Raw genomic sequence first — 20,736 nt, forward strand, 5'->3', positions numbered from 1 at the left:
CCTCGGATAGCCTCCATAGCAGCCATACTTTTGCTATACACATAAAAACAAAAGAATATGGCAAATCAATTTTTAATTAAAGAGACGATGGCGGATATGAAAGCATTATCTGCTGCTGAAATTACAGCGCTACAAGCCGGAACGTATGACGGCGTTCAACTATTAGGTTATCACAAAAAAGGAGATACCCCAGCGCCGATTATTTACTACTATGTTAATCCATTGACAGATCCAGATCCTGGACCAAAGGATGATGGAAGTGTAGTTGAAACGGGAGGTATTAAGTTAATTCATGATTTCAAGAAATTTATTCATGTTTCTTATTTTGGAATTATAGGAAACGAGACCGACGATTACACAGATGAAATTAAGAGCCTTTTAATAGCACAAGCCCAAAATACAACCTTTAAATTTAGTGGTAGATATACCATTTCTTCCACACTCAACGTATTAAAATTAGGGACAAAAATTACAGGAGATGATGTGATATTTGAATTTACCGGAGATCATAACGCTAAATTTATAAGCGTTGAGGCTGATGATTTCTCTATTCAAGGCGTAACATTTGACGCCAAGGAGAAACAATTGAAGGACTGCTTTGTCCATTTAACCGACAATATTAAAAATCCACGGATTATTGACTGTGTTTTTAAAAGTGCTTTGGGTATAAAAGCTGGCACAAGTAGTGATCAGCAATATGGTATAATGATCAGTCCTTATGGAGTGAGTAATTTTCTTATTGATCAGTGTCTATTCTCCAATATTAAAAATGATAATACAGGTCCTAATGCGGGAAGTTTAAAAGGATTTTGTGGTGGTATCTATATCAGTGATCCTAGGGTTGATGCGGCTCATCCCAATGCTAAAGATCAAACTGATTTTGTAACGGGAAATATTTCAAATTGTAAATTTTCCGACATCATAACCAAGTTAGATAACGGATTATCCCAAAGTGCATACACTTCTTATAATGATGCTGATGGAATCAGGTTTTATGGCGGTGGTAAAGCCCAAAACTGCGATGTAAATATAGATAATTGCTATTTTAAGAATGTCGGAAAAAGAGCCATCAAAGTAAGTTACATGGGGAACGTGAAAATTAATAACATATCCGTTGAAGTTGACAGTCTCCAATACCAGATGATTTCGCTTATTAAAATTAACAAAGGCACCAGTGTGACGGGAGTTAGATACTATGGTAATGGGACGAACCTGCAGATAGCTTTTCAGAGTGATGATGGGGGAGATATCGTATTGGAAGACGTAATCGTGGATGGTTGTGAAGTTTTTTATGAGATTAACCCTTCTTTCCAATCGGAGGGTAGCGAAATCCGTAACATATTAATAAAAGATATTGTTGTTAAAAATCTATTTAGAAGAGGCATTTTGTCAAATAACGGCTATGCTAAGATTGCAAGAAATATCGTAATGGAGAACATCTATATAGAAGCAGATCCTGCCCGAAATTCAGTTCAAGCACTTAATGCCGCCTTTGGTTGGCAAGAAAATGAAGTATTCATAAAGAACTTCAGAACTAAAAATTGTGATGTTAGAGTTGATGGCGGAATGTTTAATATCGATGGTTTACATATTACAATTGATAATCCTAATTTTTTAGGTTCTACCAATCCGCTTGGTAATTCCGCAAATATAACCTGGAGAAAATTCAACCATATCCTGGATTTAGGTGATAACTCATCAAACAGAGACACCGTTCCAGTTTTTACCAGCAGTGGCTCTTCGACGTTTACTCCAGAGGCTACAAATATCACCATTGATATTCGAGGTATTTCAACAAGTTACTTCAATCCAGATATTGTTGGCTCAGATTTAAGTAAAAATGAAAGAAAAGAGCTTGTCAATTTTAATCGGGATAGAGTAAAGGTTCAAAATGTAACCTATAAATATGCAGCTCATCTTACTCCTCCGTTAAGAGCGGCTATTATTTTCGAAGGTAGCTTTTTGCATATAACAAATATTAAATTGGAGTCGGAGTCCGGTATTTATATCAATACGCTAGAAAGTAATTTCGCAAAAACTGGGATTTTTTTATCAGATATTTTTAATATGACACAAACTGCTTTAGATAACCCAGTTGTCAAAACCAATCGAATTATTAATAGTAAGATATGTAATGTATTTTCTAGAGGTACGGGTGACTATCCGGTTGTCAGCTTGGGTTCAGGGAGTAGCGGCAATACCATTTCAGAAATTGTGGGCAATGGTACACCTTATAGCGTAGAACTTTTAGGTGGCCAGCCTAATACGAGGGTTTACAATGTATTCAATCAAACGGACTCTTATAATGCTAGAGGAACGACATTACAACGACCAATTACTTCACTTGTAGGGCAAGAGTATTTTGATACCACATTGAATAGACCAGTATGGTGGAATGGCTCTATTTGGGTCGATGGTAAGCAATCTGCCGCTTCGCCGGATATAGCAGCAGCTCCCAGTAATACTTATACCCCGTCGGAAGTTCAAGCTATATTGACTGAATTAAGAGATCTAAAAACTAAACTGCGAATTGCAGGAATACTTGCAATCTGATCTTTTGCTGATTGGTTAGTTAGCTTCCTTCTTTTAAAAGAGGGAAGCTTTTTTATTTGGAGTGTCCGCACAAGCTTTAAAAGAATGAAATAGACTTTTCGGTATCTCTCATATACCGCTTACTTAACCCTTCTTTTCCTCCGATAGCCTCCCCAGCAACCATAATTTTGCTATACACATAAAAACAAAAGAAAATGGCAAATCAATTTTTAGTTAAAGAAACAATGGCAGCTATGCAAGGCTTATCTGCTGCTGAAATTACAGCTTTACAAAACGGAACTTATGAGGGAGTTCAGCTATTAGGCTATTATGAAAAAGGGGATACCCCAGCACCGATTATTTATTCCTATGTTAATCCATTAACCGATCCAGATCCGGGACCCGAAGATGGGGGAAGTATCATTGAAACAGGTGGAATTAAATTACTGCATAAATTTGTAGGAGTTGTTAATGGAGAATATTTTGGAATGCAACCCTCCGGTGGATCTTCGAACATCGTTATAGCCCAAAAGATTATAAACTATGCTATAGATGCTAATGTTGAAAGGATTAATTTTCCTAAATATTTTAGATTTCAATATTCCCGGTATAGCATCCCGCATAATATTTCAATCCGGCATTACGGAAATTCCTACGAAGAAAAACTATTTTATAATAATATTCATGCTAATGGTACACCCGTCAATGAGTTGGAGGTTTCTAGCGGCTACCACACTGGATTGACACTCGATAATCATGACTATATTATCCCTGAAATTCCGGAGTCTGGCACAAAGCGGGATGCTTCTATTGTAATTCGTCAAAATGGATTCTCCACTTGGCAAGAGCATCATAATATCTTTGGTAAGCAGATTCACGATTTAAACTATAAGGGAATAGCTAATATATTAGTTATTTCAGGGGCGACAAGTGATGGTTCCTTGATCTTTAGGTTGAACGGTAAGGATTACACAGTAGATATTAAATCTACGGACACAGAGGCAATTATTAGAAATAAAATACTGGCTGCCCCTTATGATTCCTATTTTAATTATAAGGTTATCTCTGGACAAGCTGTTAGAATATTTCCGAGGGAGCATACTGCTATTATTGTTTCCACAAACCCCACATCGACACTATTCCCGGTAGTTATCGAAGGCGTTACCTATAACATCCCCGTCCTTACGACAGATTCTATGGTTGAAGTTGCAAGAAAAATAGCAGCTTCACCCTTGATCCCAGATAGTCAATACTATAAATATGCGTATGGAGTGAAGGTAGCGATCTATAATAAATTGGGAGGAGCAAATGTTGCAACCTCGATAAGTATCTTATCTAATAATACAGGTGCGGATATTTCGGCTAATGTAACTTCTTATTTAAATCAGTATAATGCGATGACGATAACGTCGAGTGGTACCGGACGGCCACGGATCGGTTTGGGGATGTGGGCTGCGCGAAATTACACCTTAGAAGTAGCCGACACATTTAAGGTTATAGCAGATAGTGATAACAATAGTACAACTGGCACGGAAGCCGTTATTGGCTGGGAGAATGAACGCGCGAATGTAAGAAAGCTGTTTAGACTGAAGACAAGTGGTGAATTAGAGGTCTATGCAAATAACAATTCAACCAAGATCTTTGGATTTAGCAATGCAGGATCTTTTTACGCAAATCGCTTTTACTTTTTAGGGACAAATAGATTTATTGGCCAAGCTACTTTAGGGGCTGAAAATGCTGTCTATATATCAAATAATGTAGGTAGTGCATATAGTTTTAGAATGAGTGACACAAATGGTATAGAATATAATCAAGGTGGAGCGTGGAAACAGTATTTGACATCAGTACCCAATGCATCATCTACAATTAAGGGGCTGATCAACCAAGCCGTTGCTTCTGCTAATACAGCCACAGAGCCATCTGCTCTATATTCACAAGCCGAAATGCAAGCTATTCTGACGGAACTTCGAGATCTAAAAGACAAAATGCGAACAGCAGGAATGCTAGCAAGTTAATGATCTGTTATTTTCGAAAGAAGTTAAGTGATGCGGCATTTTTTTATGCCGCATTTTTTTTACATAAAAAGCCTCGCAAAGAAGGGCAGATCTTATAACTTTCGGTATCTCCCACCTACCGCTTACATACAGCTTGTTTTCCTCGGATCGCCATCGCAGTAGCCATACTTTTGCTGTACACATAAAAACAAAAAAATATGGCAAATCAATTTTTAATTAAAGAGACAATGACTGCTATGCAAGGCTTATCAGCTGCTGAAATTACTGCATTACAGGACGGAACTTATGAGGGAGTACAGTTATTGGGTTATTACGAAAAGGGGGATACCCCAGCCCCGATTATTTATTATCTAGCTCCACTTACTCCTGATCCCGGGCCCGATGACGGAGGCAGCATCATTGCCTTAAGCGGAATAAAATTAATACACAAGTTTCCGGAAAAAGTAGATGTAGGTTATTTTGGCGCATACAAAGCAGGTGATGTAACCCAAATTATTCAAAAGGTTGTTGATAGATATAAATCAGTAATTATTTCAAAAGATTGTTTAATAAATCCAGTAGATGTTAATTATCCAACTTCCAAATTCAATGGTGGAATTAAATTGCGTACCAACAGTACATTAACATTTATTAACCAAGCTACTTTGAAAATGGTACCAACAGCGGCAATTGCTTATACTTTCATAAACTGTGTGAATGTCTCCAACGTTTCTATTTATGCTCCCAAAATAATAGGTGACGTAGGAGAGCATCTTAATATTGAGGGGGAGGATGGATATGGTATTTATATCGTAGATTCTGAAAATATCAATGTATATGAAGGTTATGTTTCTAAATGTTGGGGTGATGGTTACTACATAGGTTCCGATAGTAAGGGTACAAAAGGAGGAGGACTATTTAATTGTATCGCAGATGATAACCGTCGGCAGGGGTTGAGTATCGTGAGTTGGGAGGAAGGGTTGGTTGATGGTGGCGCATATGTCAATACAGGGAGAACATCGTTTACAGCACCGGGGTATGGTATCGATATTGAGCCAAATGCAAAAGGCACTGATAAGATAAATGTTACTTTAGCAAATGTAACGACTAAGAATAATGAAAAAGGGGGTTTGCAGCTTGTTCCCGGATTTTTTACCGATGTGAAATACATAAACCCATCTTATAATGTTAAAGTAACAAATTATACTTCAGTAGATGATGGTACAAGTGGTGCGATCCGCTTTGCCAACCCGCCGTTGGCAACAATGGGAATGCGACCATCTGAAAAAATTTATGGCGCAATATTTATTCAAGGTGTAACTATATTAAATTCAAAGGAACGTTCCATTGATTTTGCACGTTGGTTTGAGGGATCTCCAAAAGTTACTTTAAGAGATATCTATATAGAGAATTGTAATCAAGATCATATTGTGAGTACGAATGAGAGCCAATGTGCTGTAGTTGCCTACATAGACCCGGCTCAATCGTTACAATTGGGGCATGGGGAAGTTAGCATCGAAAATATTACCATTGTTGATAACAGGACTACCAAATGGATGCTCGTACCGATATGGTTATATTGTGGTACCACTCAAAGTATTGATAATTTCTACATAAAAAATATAAATACCTATGGGCAGAAATCCGTTAGCAATGGTGAGATCGTAATAAGTAAGACCAATGGGTTTAAGAATGAATATGCTGTAAAGAAATACAAAAGTTTTTCCTCAGACTTGGATATTATATCGGGATCCTTCAACGGCATTGTTTTATCATCGAATGTTAACAACGTGTTTACACTACCATTGGCAAATAATAGTGTAGGTCTGGAATATGAGTTTGAAAATCCCAATGCTGTTGTGTCCCAAATACGTGTAAAAGCAGGTGATAGATTAGGTAACAATGTAAATAATACAGCAACATCCTTGGTGCTCAGAACGAATAGTGACCGAATAAGGGTTAGAAGTGTTGGTAGAAACAAATGGGAAATCGTTGAACAATTTGGTACGATAACTACCAACGGCTTTGTTAGTGGGTTTAAGAATAAGGATTTAATACGGTATTCTGTTACGATACCGAGTATCAGTGCTGAACAAGGAGATGAGGTTTATAATAGCACAAACACCATCGGCCAACCCCTTGGTTGGAAATATATTGGTAGCAATTGGATTCCTTTTGGAATTATAGGGATGTTACAGGCAATCCCGTCAGCAAATTCAGCTACGTTACCAAGTGCTACCTATATACAATCAGAAGTAGAGAGTATCCTAACTGAACTTAGAGATTTGAAGTCGAAGCTGCGTACAGCGGGCGTCTTGGCAACCTAGTAAGTTCGCAAACATATAAAATGTAATGCGGTATTCTACAAGATACCGCATTTTTCTGTTAATAAGGCACAGCATAAAATGTATAGTTTCATAGACTTTTCGGTATCTCCCACATACCGCTTACATACAGCTTGTTTTCCTCAGATAGCCACCTCAAGAGCGATAGATTTGCTTATAACATTTAAATCAAAAAAATATGGCAAATCAATTTCTTATTAAAAAAACGATGGTGGATATGAAAAATCTACTGCCAGGTGAAATTGCTGGATTGCAAGGCAGCAACCCAATCTATGCAGGCGTACAGCTACTAGGCTATTACAAAAAAGGGGATACACCAGCACCGATTATTTATCACTACGTTGATCCGCTTAAAGATCCTGATCCTGGACCAGAAGATAATGGGAGCGTAATTGCAGTCGGTGGGATCAAACTTTTTCATAACTATATAGCTGATATCAATCTTTTGTATTTTGGCCTGCAGGAAGGGCAGGTGATCAATTCCTATCTCACAAAAGCACTTCGAATTACAGCCAATACCGGCTCTTATACAATTATTCCCAAAGGATCATTTTTAATTGATAGATCTTACACGCCAATTGCTAACTCGCGGATTAAAGGTCTGGGCCGAAATGCTACTAAAATCACTTTAAATCCATCCACGGCGACCGATTCCGGAGCCTTTGAAAATTACATGTTTCTTAATTTGAACGGGAATTTTGAGCTCACAGATGTCGAACTCGACGCCAATGCTCCAAATTTAACGGCCAAACGATCCAGTGGTATTGACAATAGAAACGCTGTTTCAAATGCCATATACAAAAGGTTGAGAATAAAAAATGCAAAAACTTTATCACCCAGTTTTAGCGGAGGCTACGGTATCACCTTCTGGCATGGCGGATGTGATCATGTGATGATCGACGATATCGAATTTGAAAACATTGGACAGTCCGATCTAGGATTATTTGAAATGGAAAACTGGACCGTTAGGAATATCAAATCAAAGAATTGCGGCTATATGGTGATCAATGTGGAGTCATCCAATAACTCCCGGGGAGTCAAAAACGGAGTAGTCGACACAGTCTATGCGTCAAATGTCGGCCGAAGTGTGATTTCATTGATCCGGAATTCAGCTTCAATAGGAGATGTAGAGTCAATTACTGTCCAGAATGTTTATGTAGATAAATGCGGGCTCACTAACAGCGATGTTGGCGGAATTCGGGTAAGAGGGACAAAGAACTGTACCATTGACACGGTCAAGATCGAAGAATGCAATAGCGTAGGCATCCGTGTCAGCGGCGACTGGTTCGGATTTAAGGGAACTGTAAACAATTATGTCGATTTGGCTTCACTTACAGGTTTAAATAAAGGTGATATTTACAGAGTATCTTCCGAAGGACTATTATATACTTATTTGGATAACCAATTTCAACCGGAGGGGCAGGGACAGTCTCAGGAGCTGTTGAAATGCCGGAATTTAGTGTTGCGGAATATCAGCATCAATAAGATTCAGGCAGCTGTCAATGGTGAGGGATTAAGGGTGCAGGGAGAAGCTTTCTGTTCACACGATGGTATCACTTTATCCGATATTTATATTGGCAATAGTCAGAGTACCGGAGTTTTGGCGACTTATTCCAATCGAATTACAGTCAACAATTTAAAGATTGATAAGATCAATACCTCTCGCGGAATGCAGTTTACGCTATGCAATGACATTCATGTACAGGGAGGTTATATCTCCAATATTGGTAATTATGGAGCAGGTTTTACAGATTGTAAAGAGGTACTTATTAATGGTTTGAAGATTACAAATCCGGGTGTGTCGGCTTTCTATTTTAATAATGCTACTGATGCGGTTAAAATAATAGGCTGTACCACTAGAGATATTAGGAGCCCTAAGCTAATGACTAATTCAGTAATCGTTGAGTCTAACTTGCCCACTCGAAATCCCAAGTATATTATAGCGGATAATGATTTTGAGGATGCCGTTGGCAATAAAATTACCATACAGAATGGTTTAATACAGGATCGTATGAAAATCTTCAACAATGTAGGTGTTTAAGGTAAATTAAATGAATAATATAGTAAGGTAAGGGACAGATCTTTTTTATAGTTAGGGTTTGATCAACTTTTTCTATGAAATGATCAATAGTTATTTAAGGTAACATACCTATCTTTAGGTATTGAAGAACCACACGTCGGTTTACGGTTAGTTCGACCAACAGATTAGCCAAATTGCTTCCCTCTTCCGGTTAGGAGGGAGGCTCTTTTTGTTTTAGGGCTTCTATGTACTCAGATAGCTGCTATTATTTGATTGATGTAGCGTAAACGATATACTCGTTTACAATAGACAGGTCAGCTTCTGCCCAGTCGTAATCAAGCAGTTGATCTATCGCTACCCATATTGTCTAGGCATGCTCCAGCGCTTTTACTTCTCCAGATTGTAGGCTGCATACAAAAGGGTAGAGCCGCAGCGAAAAGTCAGCATAGTGCTCGACCATTGTGAGCGCTTTGCGTATGGTGATATCAATATTGATCTCCTCTCTGATTTCTCTGAGTAGGCAGTCTCCTTTCGATTCTCCGGTTTCGATCTTTCCTCCCGGGAATTCCCATTTCAATGGCAGTTTCATCGACGCTGATCGTTGGCAGATCAGTATTTTATTGGCGTGTTCTATCGCACAGGTTACTTGCAGCATAGTGATTTAAAGGTAATGATTATCTCACAATTGAATCGCTTATAATAGATTAAATGCAGGTTTTCCGTAGGATATGGTCTGCTGAATTAACTATAGATTTTCAGAATGTAGTTATCGGAATCATACAAGTCAAGATCCTTGATCGAAAGAATTTTCCCGTTTCTATTATTAATTACATCTACATAATTAGCTGTTTTTATGTAAGTTTGAATAGACCAAATTGTGATGGCTGAATTCAAAGAACATATCGAAATATTTAGGGAAACTAGTGGTACACGGTTTGAAGCCTGGCGGGTGCTCATCGACCCCAAGGAAAAGCTGTATCCCGTTTATTGGAAATGGGATGAAGGTAAGTTTTGGGATAGAGACTTGGCTGTACAAAATATGAAACGCCGTTATCCAGCTTTAGAAATAAGGTTCTGCCGATCCTGACCACGCTTTTATCCATTTAAAAAGGGGTGGTATCAGATATGGAGTGGCACCGCATAAGCCTATCTTGCTTTTGACTTTGGTCGAACTGATCGACAAAGGTATCGTATTGAACAATCGCTTCGAAGTCCATTAAGCGTTGAGTAGGGAGGGATTCGAACTAACCCTCTCACTTCACTATAAACCTTAATTTTAAGTGTTTTTTAGAATAGCTGCCACGATTCTGCCATAGAATTTCCATTTTATTTACAGCTTCAAAAAACTAAATATTATAACCTTTAACAATAAGACAAAGAGCAACTTAATTCATTTTTATTAGAACAAATATAACTAATTTTCTTAGTTAATCCATTTCTAATTTTTGTTTATATAGGAAAAAGAAAGCTTTCAATAATGTTATTACCTCAATTAAATTTGTTTTTCTTTTTGTAATTTCGAATGCATTAGCCATGACAATTACTTTTATGGGAAATTATAAAAACTTAGAAACTGAATTTATTGAGAGGACTTTGCATTTAATTTCGCAATATGAATCTCAATTGCATAAATACTCTTTTGCAGAACAGTATAATCACACATTGCTAATAAATTGTCTTTTAGGCGTTATTGTCTTACCCAAAGAACGAACGATTGGATTCTTGCCAAACAGCAGGCTTACAAGGGAATTATTAGAAAATATGGGTATTAAAGAATCTATAATTCATGATGAATACCAAGACCTTAGGTCACTTGTTATAAAACTACGACATTGCATAGCTCATTTCAGTTTAAGCTTCGAATCTGAAGGTGATGATTTTTTAATAAATAGAATTCATTTTAAAGATTATGACAATCGTACTGAGATAGTTATAGCCTCATTTATTCCTGAAGAGCTTTTGAACTTTATTCGATATTATGGGAATTGGGTTATTTCTAATATTAGAAAAAATCAGTTAGAATAATTTTCAGCAACTATTCCAACTGATAATAATTTCGCTCTTCTTTAATTAAGAAATCTTTATGAATACTATATCCCAAATTGAAAATGCTCTAAAATCTATTGATCAAGCGACATTCCAGCGTTTAATTAATCATTTGTTATACCTTCAAGGTAATGAATTTATTAGCGCACCTGGAGCTGTGGTTGGTAAAGAAAAAACAAGTAAGGGGACACCAGACTCATTTTTTTGTAATAATGGAAAATATTTATTTGTTGAATGTACAACCAAAGAGAAAATTGGAAAAGCAAAATCATTCCTTGAAAAACTGTCCAAGGATGTTGAACATTGTTTTAACGAGTCAATTACTACAATCAAAAAAGAAAACATTCAAAAAGTTGTATTAGCCTGTAACGAAAAAATAGATGTTGACGAGCACAGAATTTTAAGTGAGAAGGTCAAATCTTATAATTTTGAAACTGATTTTGAAATACTGAATATACAAAATTTACCTATTCATTTATTTGAGATTCCGAAGTTAGTTACAGAATATTTAAATATTGAAATTGTAAAAGGAGATATCTATAAGCTAGATGATTTTCTACTCAAGACTACAAAGGGAATACAACCATCACTTATAAATGATTTTATTGGGAGGGAAGAAGAGTTAAACAAATGTCTGGATGCATTTGGTCGGGTTAACATTCTTTTACTAACAGGGGGGCAAGGAGTAGGAAAATCAAAATTAGCGGTAAGAATTTTACAAGAAATGTCTCAAGATGGCTACCAACCAATAGTTATACAAAGTTCTGGTGTCTCTTTGTGGGATGATTATAAACATCTGTTTCTTCCAAATAAAAGATATATAATTCTATTTGATGATGCAAATAAATCAATTAACAATTTGAAATATTTGCTTAGCAGATTAGATGACACAATATCTTATGAAGTTAAAATAGTTATTACCTCTAGAGATTATGTAAAAAACGAAGTATCAAATGCTTTAGAAAATTATGCTTTTGAAGAACAAAACCTCTCAGAATTGTCAGATGATATTATAGGGAAAATAGTTCTTCCAGAACTAAGGAACTTTAGGAATCGTGGGCTAATAAAGCGAAAAATTGTGGATTTGTCAAAAGGGAATGCTAGGCTGGCTTTAATGGCAACATATTCAATTACACCTAATTCAGAAACAAACTATCTGAATAATCCTGTGCTATTATATGAGAAATATTTTAAAAAAATTTCTCAAGAATTAGGCATTTTCAATGAACCAATAGGTCTTAAAGCGATAGCAATCGTTTCATTTTTTGGTGTTATTGATCGAAAAAATGAAGAACTTAAAATAGTTTTAGAAGCAAGTTTCAAAATAGATTGGAATGAGCTATGGACAGCCATAATGCATTTCCATGCAAATGAGATCTTAAATGTATATTCCAATGAAGTTGCAAAAGTCTCGGACCAAGTATTAGCAACATATGTGTTCTATAAATGTTTTTTAGACGTGAAGTCATCAATTATTAGCTATACTGATTGGATTTATACATTTACTGAAAAGCATTCACATAGGTTAAGAATTTCACTGATTGATGTAAATAATACATTTTCTTACAGTCATATTAGAGATTTAGTAATGCCTCATTTAAATGCTGTTTTAAAGAGAACTGAATCGGAGGAAGATCTTTATACTTTTTATAAACTATTTTGGTTTTACAAGGGATTAGACTGTTTAATGTATTTGAAAAGATGTATCGAAAACTTAAATCAAGAAGAGAAAGCTCAATTAGATAACCATGAGCCGGTTTTCAATGGAAACCAAGCTTCTTCTCAGTATTTCGAGCTCTTAAAACAGTTCTGGTATCATCCGACAGAGTTGCTTAGACCAGCTTTAGAACTGACATTTATATTATTGGAAAAGCAACCTGAGAGAAATCAAGAAATTTCAAAATGTTTGATTGAAGGATTTAAATATAAATATGAAGATCTTGAAAATGGATACATCCGTCAGAGTATTCTATTCGATGTATTATTTGAGGAAAACCATACAGAATTCATAAAGAAATATCTGAACACAATATTTTTAGAAATAACTGAAATTTTACTGGGTTGGCATTTTACTGAATTTGGACCATCAAAAGGAAAAGCTTTCACTATGCTTAATTTTGATCTTTATAAATCAGATGCCTTAATGAGCTTAAGAAAAAGAATATTTGATCGATTTTATATTCTTTTTGACTCAAATAGCGAACATTTTGACAAAATATTAAATAAAATAATTCGTCCTGGTGCCATAATTGATAATGAAACCTATGTTGAAGAACTACCGAGTTATCAAAAAATTATTTCGGAGAAATTAGATGTCAAAAAATATACGCATTGTGATTTTGTAATAGCACTAGCTAAGAAATTATCTGAAAAAGGGGTAGCTGTGCCTGGCAATTGGAACCTTTTTATAGAATCTGATGTAATTAAAATTTCAAAGTTGTTAAACTTTGAAAGAGAATTTAGAAAAGGAAAATCATTTAAGGAAGCTCAAATAGTAAAACAAAAGGAATTTGATGAGTTTGTCAAAAGTAAAGATTGGACAACCCTTGAAGATTTTTTCTTAAACGTGGACGCTTTTTTTATTCAAGAAGCTCGATTGAGATGGGAGATTGAATCTTCTGTTTCAGATATTTTTTTATCCATTGCTAGAAAGGATAAACTACAATTTGTAAATTCCTTAAGATTATTTTTCAGTGGTAGAGTTTCCTTTAACATCAACACTAGAGTTATTTTTGCTGCGTATAACTATGAAATTTTGACTTGTGATGAACTTTTAGAATTGATTGACGATTATAATTTTAAAGGGAAAAATTATTGGGAATCGGTAATACTCTCAATGGTGCCGGAAAGGCAAATAAACAAATCAATCTTAAATCGACTTATTAAGAATTTCGAAAAAATAGATGATCAAACATATGTGCAAGAAATGATCGATTATTTAAAGTATGATCGCACATTTGATAAGCATAAACAAGGTAAGCCTAACTTACAAAAGCATAATATTATTACTTTTTTAACAAGTATTGTTTTACATAAAAACCAAAAGTCGATTATGGATTTTGGTTTTGATTTTTGCTCACAGTGTTCACCTTATTTTAAGTCCTTCCCACACTTATTAAAAGAAGCGTATTTGACGATCACCAAAATAAACCCTAGATTGGATTATGAAGGAAAAGAGTTAAAAGCAATCTTAGATAATGATAAATATTTTTTAAATGACTGTATAAAAAATGGGAAAATAGGGGTAGGCTTTAATGCTGAAATTAGATTGGAGGATATAAATATGAGTATTCTTTGGACCTATGAGGAGTATGAAGATATAATTGAAGATTTGTTTTTGACTGTATTAAACAAAGGTGAATTTACATTTATTATTGAAGATGATGTCCATTCAATCTTTAAATTCAATGAAACAAATTTTGGCTGGACGAAAATTGTTAAGTCTTTGGTTTTAAAATTAGTTGAAAAGCATGCAAATAATGAAGAGCTTGTTTTGATGCTTATTGAAGTTGTTTATAATGTTCAAGAAGACTGGTTTCCTGAATTTTTTCGAGAATTTCTTACTATTAATAAAAACATAAAAATTGTAAAAGACATTAATTTTGATAGAACTGAGAGCTGGTCAGGTAGTAAAGTCCCTTTAATTCAACAAAAAATAGATTTTTTTCAAGAAATTTTAGATATGATAAAATCACTTCCAAATATTTTAAATTATGCAGAACACATAATTTATTTCGAAAAGCTTATAGAATATAAAAAAGAGGAAATTAAAGAGGAGCAAAGAAATGATTTTATGGAAGAATACTATTAGTTTCCTTCTTTAACAATGAGTCTGTTTCTATTAGCTCTCATGTTAATTGAATTAAAATTTTGGAATAAATAACTTTACTGTCTTCTGTTTTAATAGATTTATGAATACAATAACACAAATAGAAATTGCATTAAGAACAATAAACCAAGCAAGTTTCCAAACATTAATAAATCATCTTTTATTCCTTCAAGGCTATAATTTTATCAGTGCTCCTGGAGCCACAGTTGGAAAGGAGAAGACAAGCAAGGGATCACCAGATTCATATTTTGTCAATGATGATAAGTATATTTTTGTAGAATGTACAACTCAAGAAAGAGTCGGGAATTCTAAATCATTTTTCGATAAACTTTCAAAGGATATAGACCATTGTTTTCAAGAAGAGAAGACAAAAATTAGTAATGGAAAAATAGCAGAAGTAGTATTGGCCTGTAACGAAAAAGTTTCGTCGGACGAATACGAAAAGTTAAATGCCAGAGTAAAAGGATATAATTCCAATACAACATTTAAACTGATTACAATTCAGAGTTTGTCTTATGATTTATTTGAAGTTCCAAAGCTTGCAAGTGAGTATCTTAATATTGATATTGTTAAAGGGGACATCTATACACTTGAACAGTTTCTTCTGAAAACAGAAAAGGGATTACAACCATCTCTTACAAACGAGTTTATAGGTAGGGAAAATGTGCTTGAGGGTGGAATTGAAATTTTGAGAAAATTCGATATTCTACTATTGTCAGGAGGAGCAGGTGTTGGAAAATCCAAATTAGCTGTTAAAATTTTAGAAGAACTATCAAATGAAAATTTTGTTCCGATTGTTATCCAAAGTTCCGGAGTATCCTTATGGGACGATTATCAACATCTTTTCTTGCCAAACAAACATCATATTGTTTTATTTGATGATGCAAATAAATCCATAAATAATCTCAATTATTTATTAAGTAAAGTTACAGAGATACAATCATTTACAGTTAAAGTAATAATAACTTCTAGGGATTATGTAAAAAAAGAGGTAGTTCACCTGCTAAACAATCATTTTTATAAGGAACTGAATATTCCAGAATTTAAAGACGAAGAAATTGAGAAAATTATTACTTCTGCTTTACCAGATCTGAAATATAATAATGATATAAAACGAAAGATAGTAGAATTATCTAAAGGAAATGCTAGACTAGCTTTAATGGCAACATATTCTGTAACGCCTGATGCAGAAACTAATTATTTAGATAGTCCTGTACTACTTTATGAAAAATATTTCAAAAAAATCTCAGATGACATCGCTATTTTCAAAAGCCCAATAATACTTCAATCGTTGGCTATTGTTTCTTTCTTTGGTGTTTTGGATAAAAAAAACGAAGAATTAGAAAATGTATTAAAATGTTTCAATATTGAATGGAATGACTTATGGACCTCTATTATGGAACTTCATAATAATGAGATTCTTGATGTTTACTCCAATGAAATTGTCAAGGTTTCAGATCAAGTATTAGGGACTTATTCTTTTTATAAATGTTTTATTGATGATAAATCTGCGCTTATTAATTATGCAAAATGGATTGAAGCATTCCTAAAAAAGTTCTCAAATAGAATTCGTTCAACACTAATCGATGTAAATAATACTTTTGATTATTATCATATAAAAGAGCTAGTAGTTCCTCATTTAGACGAGGTATTGGAATCGTTAGAATCTGATGACCAATTTTATGCTTTCTATGAGCTGTTTTGGTTTTACAAGGGTAGAAATTGTCTATTATATCTGAAAAAATGGATAGGAAATCTAAACCATGAGCAAAAGCCAGAAAAGCTGAATTTTGACTTTGTCCATAATGATCATACTTATGCTACAAAGCATTTTGATTTATTAAAAGACTTCTGGAATCATCCGAATGAATTACTAAAGCCTTCCCTTGAACTGACATTAGTTCTGTTAAACAAAGAACCTAGTCGGTTACCTGAAATTTTGAAATTCATTCACGAAGGCTTTAAATATAAAATCGAAGATTTAGAAAATGGTTATCTAAGACAAAGTATATTGTTGGATATTTTGTTAGAGGAAAACCTGATTGAGATCGAAAATATATTTGCAAATGGGATATTTCTAAAATTATCAGAAGTTTTACTGGGATGGCACTATGATGAGTTTCGTTCGGGTAAAGGTCGTGGATTCAATATTTATAATTTTGATCTTTATAAGTCAGAGGAATTGATGAGACTAAGAGAAAGAATCCTCAAGCAATTTTATAATTTATTTGATTTGGAAAATGAGCAGGTGGAGAAAGTATTAAATAAAATCATTTATCCTGGAGGAGATATAGATAAAAGCATTTTTTCCGAAGAATTGCCAATTTATCGAAAGCTTATTTCTGATAAATTAGATAATACCCAATATTCACATTGCAAATTTGTATGTGTTCTAGCTAAACATGTGACTGAGACAGGGATAGATTATCCTGAAGATTGGAATGAATTTATTGAATCGGACATTAGAAAACTTTCCAAATTTTTAAAACCGGATTGGGAATATAGGGAAGATAAATCGATCGAGGAATCAGAAAAAGAAAAAAGAAAAGAGTTTGATGATTTCGTAAAAGCCAATGATTGGGCAGCTTTAGAAAAATTTCTTTTGAATATTAGTTCTTTTTACAGACAACAGAAAGAAGAAAACACTTGGCATGTAGAATTTGCTGTTACTAATATTTATGCTTCAATAGCTAGGAAGAATAAAGCTGACTTCAAGAGTGCTTTGAGATTATTCTTTAGTGGAAAAGCAGCTTTCCCGTTACGCACAACAATTATAAATGTCGCTTTACTAGAAGATGTTATGACAGGACGTGAGTTTATGGAAGTATTAAATGAACATGATTTTCACGAGAAGATTCATTGGGAATTTCAGGTATTAACGGTATTACCAAGAGAACAGGTTGGAAATATATTTTTTATACGCCTTTTGGAGATCTTTCAATCCTCGAAAGAATATATTCACATTCATAGAATGTCAGATTATATGAAGTATGAAGCTGTTTTTGAAGAGTTTAAAACAACCATTCCCGAATTAAAAAACCACAATTTTATAACCTTTTTGACAAGTCTAATATTAATTAAAAAACGGAAAACAAGGCACGCATTTGGTATTAATTTTTGCAGTGATTATTCTTTGTATTTTACTGGAAATCAGCAAATTTTTAAAGAGGCGTTTTGGGCCCAGTATGAAATATATCCAAATTTTGATTATAACGGAATAGAATTAAAAGCGATACTCGATATTGATAAAAATTTCATTAATGATAATTTAAAAAATGGAAGGATAGGATTAGGGCATTCTGCTAAAATAAGGCTTGAAAAAATTAATACTTATGTACTATGGCAATGTGATGATTATGCTAAACTAATTGAAGATATAATTTTAACAGCTTTAGAGAAGGAAAAATTCAACTATATAGTAGAGAAAGATATTCTTTCTTTGTTTAGTCGAAAAAAATCAGATGAGGTAATGATAGAAAAAGCTAAAATATTGATTATGACCTTAGTAAATAAACATAGTGGTAATGAAAGGTTTGTATTGATACTTATCGAGATTGTTTATAATAATTTTAGAACTTGGTTTATTGATTTTTTTAAAGAGTTTCTTCTTACAAATAAGGATATTAATGTGCTAAATAAGGTAATGTTCGGGCGAACCGAGTTTTATTCGGGAAGTCGAGTTCCAATGATTCAGAAAAAAATTGAATTTTATCAGGATATCCTAAAAATGGTAAATTCACTACCAAATCTTTTGGATTATTCTGAACATATAGATTTCTTTGAGCAAAAAATAAAGTGGAAGAAACAGGACATTTTGGATGAGCAAAGAAGGGACTTTATGGATGAGTTCAATTAATTTGTTATTTTGTTTCGAAGTAAGAATATCGTTTATAAGTTTAGCAATTTTGTAAATGCTTTTTTTATATATTAATTTTTAGTGCCAAATCCTATCTCTTTTATCAAATTAATACCTAAAATGAAAATGATACATCCATTGAAATGTCCTAAATGTAATAACTATCGTTTTATTAAATTTGATGAGACAAGTTTCGAGAATGCTGAGCAGACTAAAAAATTTTGGTTTAAAATACCTTTCTTTATTTGTGAAGAATGTGAAACTAATCAAAGTATAATACCTATTGATATTTTTGAAAAATTTAGTAATGATAATTTTTCAAAAATCGAAGAAGGAGAGTATGATATTCCATTAAAAACAGTACTACCTAAGCTCGATTCTGATGCAAAGTTCGAAGAATATGATCATTTAGACTTTCAATATGATCCTGTCGATTATTATATAATTCCAGGATTGAGCCGAGAAGAAGATGATGGATACCTCACACCAGTATTTTTTGATAAAGATTTACTACTTTATTATAATGGGCATCCAGATTATACAGTGAAATTCACTTCATTTTCATCATGCAATATATATAAGGGTGAAGAACCTATGTTCAGTTGGGGCTTTGGAATCAATAGGAATGGGCATTTATTTAAGTGGCTTGGAGATCTAGATGATGACTTTTCTGAAGAAAGTATGAAGCCCCATTTGAAAAGATTTCAGGCATCTAGTATTCCTTCAGATCATGAGATCTTATCAAAATTCTATTTAAGCCAAAATCCTTTTTCACCAAGCGATGCATTTCAAGCATCGGATAACGAAATGAGATTGTTCTCTTTAAAGAATAAATTTAATCAACAGATAGTTGAAAAATTCGGATCAGAGATAACAAAGATTGATATTGATCAATTAGCTGAATATTATAAACCTCCAATTATGGAGGAACGCGAACAGGTATTTAGCGCTTTTCTTAGCCTTAATAAATATCTAGTCGAAAATTTACAAGAACAATCTCTAAGGGAGTTATTGATAAAGGCTGGTATGTCTGAGGATGAGCTAAAAAAAGATGGTCGAAAGTTCGGTAGTCTTAAACTTCTTCAAATAACTGTAGAAAAAGTTTTTTCATTAAAAGGTGCAGATAAAATGATTTCTCCACTTTTTGTTCTAAATGACCTTAGACAATTACATGGACATCTTAGTGGCAGTAGCTTTGAAGATAGATATAATTCATGTAAAAAAAGACTGGACTTGAAAATTGATGCAACAGATCTTCAGGTATATGAAACTTTGGTAAAGAAGCTAATTGAATTTTATGAAAATATCACCGTGGAAGATAAATTTTAACGCTACTTTGAGTGATTATGAAGAGATCATCACATGGACGGAATTTCCAGCCCATACTCATAGCGTAATCAATAATTGCCTAAAGAATAATACTCTAGTTGTCGCATATCATGAAAATGAAATCATTGGCTATATTGCTTTTAACTATGATACTGTTAGTATATTTATATCAATGGCGGAAACTCATCCAAAATTCTTCAGAAAAGGGGTTGCAAAATTTATAGTAGAAAAACTTGTCAAAAAACATAAAAACTCAGAATTTAAAGCATTGTATTTATATTGTTCCCCACAAGAAACCAAATACATATGGAAGAAAATAGGATTTAACTATCTTCCAGCAGGTGCTAAAGAAGATAATAAAGTATATATGTCTTTAGAATTTGGAGAAATATCTACTGTTGAGTTCTGGAATGAAGCTAATGAATCAATTAAAAACAAGATTGAAATCTGGGATAATGAGTGTCCAAAAGACTATGAAAAACCTAAATGGGTATCGAAAATAGAAAAGCATGATTCTGGCAACTATTTAGTGAGGCCATTTTTCTTTTTTGGTAATGAGAAATGGCAAATTAAAATCACTGTTGACGGATCCAGCAAATTTTATAGATATAAAGATTATGATAGGAAAAGTAATGTTTATGAATGTTTTTATATTGATAAATTGAAGTAGAGTTTTAATTAATATATTAAAATCAGCTATATATATTAATAGCTTTTTTAATATATTAGTGAATTATAAAAATTTAACTGTTACTTGGGAATTTATATTGTTTATAATATGGCTA

11 protein-coding genes are annotated in these 20,736 nt (G+C 33.7%); 10 read left to right on the forward strand and 1 reads right to left on the reverse strand.

The window, feature by feature from the left end; all coding sequences use genetic code 11:
- The first annotated feature begins 57 nt into the window (after positions 1-57).
- The 4 genes from OGI71_RS03550 (at position 58) to OGI71_RS03565 (ending at position 8,912) form a co-directional block, all read left to right on the forward strand.
- The gene (locus tag OGI71_RS03550; RefSeq protein WP_282253919.1) at positions 58-2,553 is read left to right on the forward strand and encodes a hypothetical protein; all 2,496 of its coding nucleotides are present in this window, start codon (positions 58-60) and stop codon (positions 2,551-2,553) included.
- Between the two features lie 194 nt (positions 2,554-2,747).
- Positions 2,748-4,547, forward strand: a complete 1,800-nt coding sequence (locus tag OGI71_RS03555; RefSeq protein WP_282253920.1) for a hypothetical protein — start codon at positions 2,748-2,750, stop codon at positions 4,545-4,547.
- A 197-nt stretch (positions 4,548-4,744) separates the two neighbouring features.
- Positions 4,745-6,853: a hypothetical protein gene (locus OGI71_RS03560; RefSeq protein ID WP_282253921.1), complete on the forward strand. Its 2,109-nt coding sequence runs from the start codon at positions 4,745-4,747 to the stop codon at positions 6,851-6,853.
- 196 nt (positions 6,854-7,049) lie between these two features.
- On the forward strand, positions 7,050-8,912 hold the full coding sequence (locus OGI71_RS03565) for a right-handed parallel beta-helix repeat-containing protein (RefSeq protein ID WP_282253922.1): 1,863 nt from the start codon (positions 7,050-7,052) through the stop codon (positions 8,910-8,912).
- Positions 8,913-9,258: 346 nt separating this feature from the next.
- On the opposite strand, the gene OGI71_RS03570 is transcribed toward OGI71_RS03565, so the two are convergent.
- Positions 9,259-9,546 carry a (deoxy)nucleoside triphosphate pyrophosphohydrolase gene (locus tag OGI71_RS03570; RefSeq protein ID WP_282253923.1) on the reverse strand — a complete coding sequence of 96 codons (288 nt, stop codon included), beginning with the start codon at positions 9,544-9,546 and terminating at the stop codon, positions 9,259-9,261.
- Between the two features lie 225 nt (positions 9,547-9,771).
- Here OGI71_RS03570 and OGI71_RS03575 point away from each other — a divergent pair, with 225 nt between their 5' ends.
- From OGI71_RS03575 to OGI71_RS03600, 6 genes are all read left to right on the forward strand, one after another.
- Positions 9,772-9,978, forward strand: a complete 207-nt coding sequence (locus OGI71_RS03575) for a hypothetical protein (RefSeq protein ID WP_282253924.1) — start codon at positions 9,772-9,774, stop codon at positions 9,976-9,978.
- 461 nt (positions 9,979-10,439) lie between these two features.
- Entirely contained in the window at positions 10,440-10,916 is a 477-nt protein-coding gene (locus OGI71_RS03580) for a HEPN family nuclease (RefSeq protein WP_282253925.1), read from the forward strand.
- 58 nt (positions 10,917-10,974) lie between these two features.
- Positions 10,975-14,748: a hypothetical protein gene (locus OGI71_RS03585; protein ID WP_282253926.1), complete on the forward strand. Its 3,774-nt coding sequence runs from the start codon at positions 10,975-10,977 to the stop codon at positions 14,746-14,748.
- Positions 14,749-14,848: 100 nt separating this feature from the next.
- Positions 14,849-18,622, forward strand: coding sequence for a hypothetical protein (locus OGI71_RS03590; protein WP_282253927.1), 3,774 nt, complete (start codon positions 14,849-14,851; stop codon positions 18,620-18,622).
- 120 nt (positions 18,623-18,742) lie between these two features.
- Complete coding sequence (locus OGI71_RS03595; RefSeq protein ID WP_282253928.1) at positions 18,743-19,951, forward strand: hypothetical protein; 1,209 nt, start codon at positions 18,743-18,745, stop codon at positions 19,949-19,951.
- The gene (locus tag OGI71_RS03600) at positions 19,920-20,621 is read left to right on the forward strand and encodes a GNAT family N-acetyltransferase (protein ID WP_282253929.1); all 702 of its coding nucleotides are present in this window, start codon (positions 19,920-19,922) and stop codon (positions 20,619-20,621) included. Before OGI71_RS03595 ends, OGI71_RS03600 begins: the two co-directional genes overlap by 32 nt.
- Positions 20,622-20,736: the final 115 nt, after the last annotated feature.

The sequence above is a fragment of the Sphingobacterium sp. ML3W genome (assembly GCF_029542085.1).
Lineage (GTDB): Bacteria > Bacteroidota > Bacteroidia > Sphingobacteriales > Sphingobacteriaceae > Sphingobacterium.

Bases quoted from the DNA above. Each gene is read 5' to 3' on its own strand.
- OGI71_RS03550 (WP_282253919.1), top strand. From the start codon at position 58: ATGGCAAATCAATTTTTAATTAAAGAGACGATGGCGGATATGAAAGCA.
- OGI71_RS03555 (WP_282253920.1), top strand. From the start codon at position 2,748: ATGGCAAATCAATTTTTAGTTAAAGAAACAATGGCAGCTATGCAAGGC.
- OGI71_RS03560 (WP_282253921.1), top strand. From the start codon at position 4,745: ATGGCAAATCAATTTTTAATTAAAGAGACAATGACTGCTATGCAAGGC.
- OGI71_RS03565 (WP_282253922.1), top strand. From the start codon at position 7,050: ATGGCAAATCAATTTCTTATTAAAAAAACGATGGTGGATATGAAAAAT.
- OGI71_RS03570 (WP_282253923.1), bottom strand. From the start codon at position 9,546: ATGCTGCAAGTAACCTGTGCGATAGAACACGCCAATAAAATACTGATC.
- OGI71_RS03575 (WP_282253924.1), top strand. From the start codon at position 9,772: ATGGCTGAATTCAAAGAACATATCGAAATATTTAGGGAAACTAGTGGT.
- OGI71_RS03580 (WP_282253925.1), top strand. From the start codon at position 10,440: ATGGGAAATTATAAAAACTTAGAAACTGAATTTATTGAGAGGACTTTG.
- OGI71_RS03585 (WP_282253926.1), top strand. From the start codon at position 10,975: ATGAATACTATATCCCAAATTGAAAATGCTCTAAAATCTATTGATCAA.
- OGI71_RS03590 (WP_282253927.1), top strand. From the start codon at position 14,849: ATGAATACAATAACACAAATAGAAATTGCATTAAGAACAATAAACCAA.
- OGI71_RS03595 (WP_282253928.1), top strand. From the start codon at position 18,743: ATGAAAATGATACATCCATTGAAATGTCCTAAATGTAATAACTATCGT.
- OGI71_RS03600 (WP_282253929.1), top strand. From the start codon at position 19,920: ATGAAAATATCACCGTGGAAGATAAATTTTAACGCTACTTTGAGTGAT.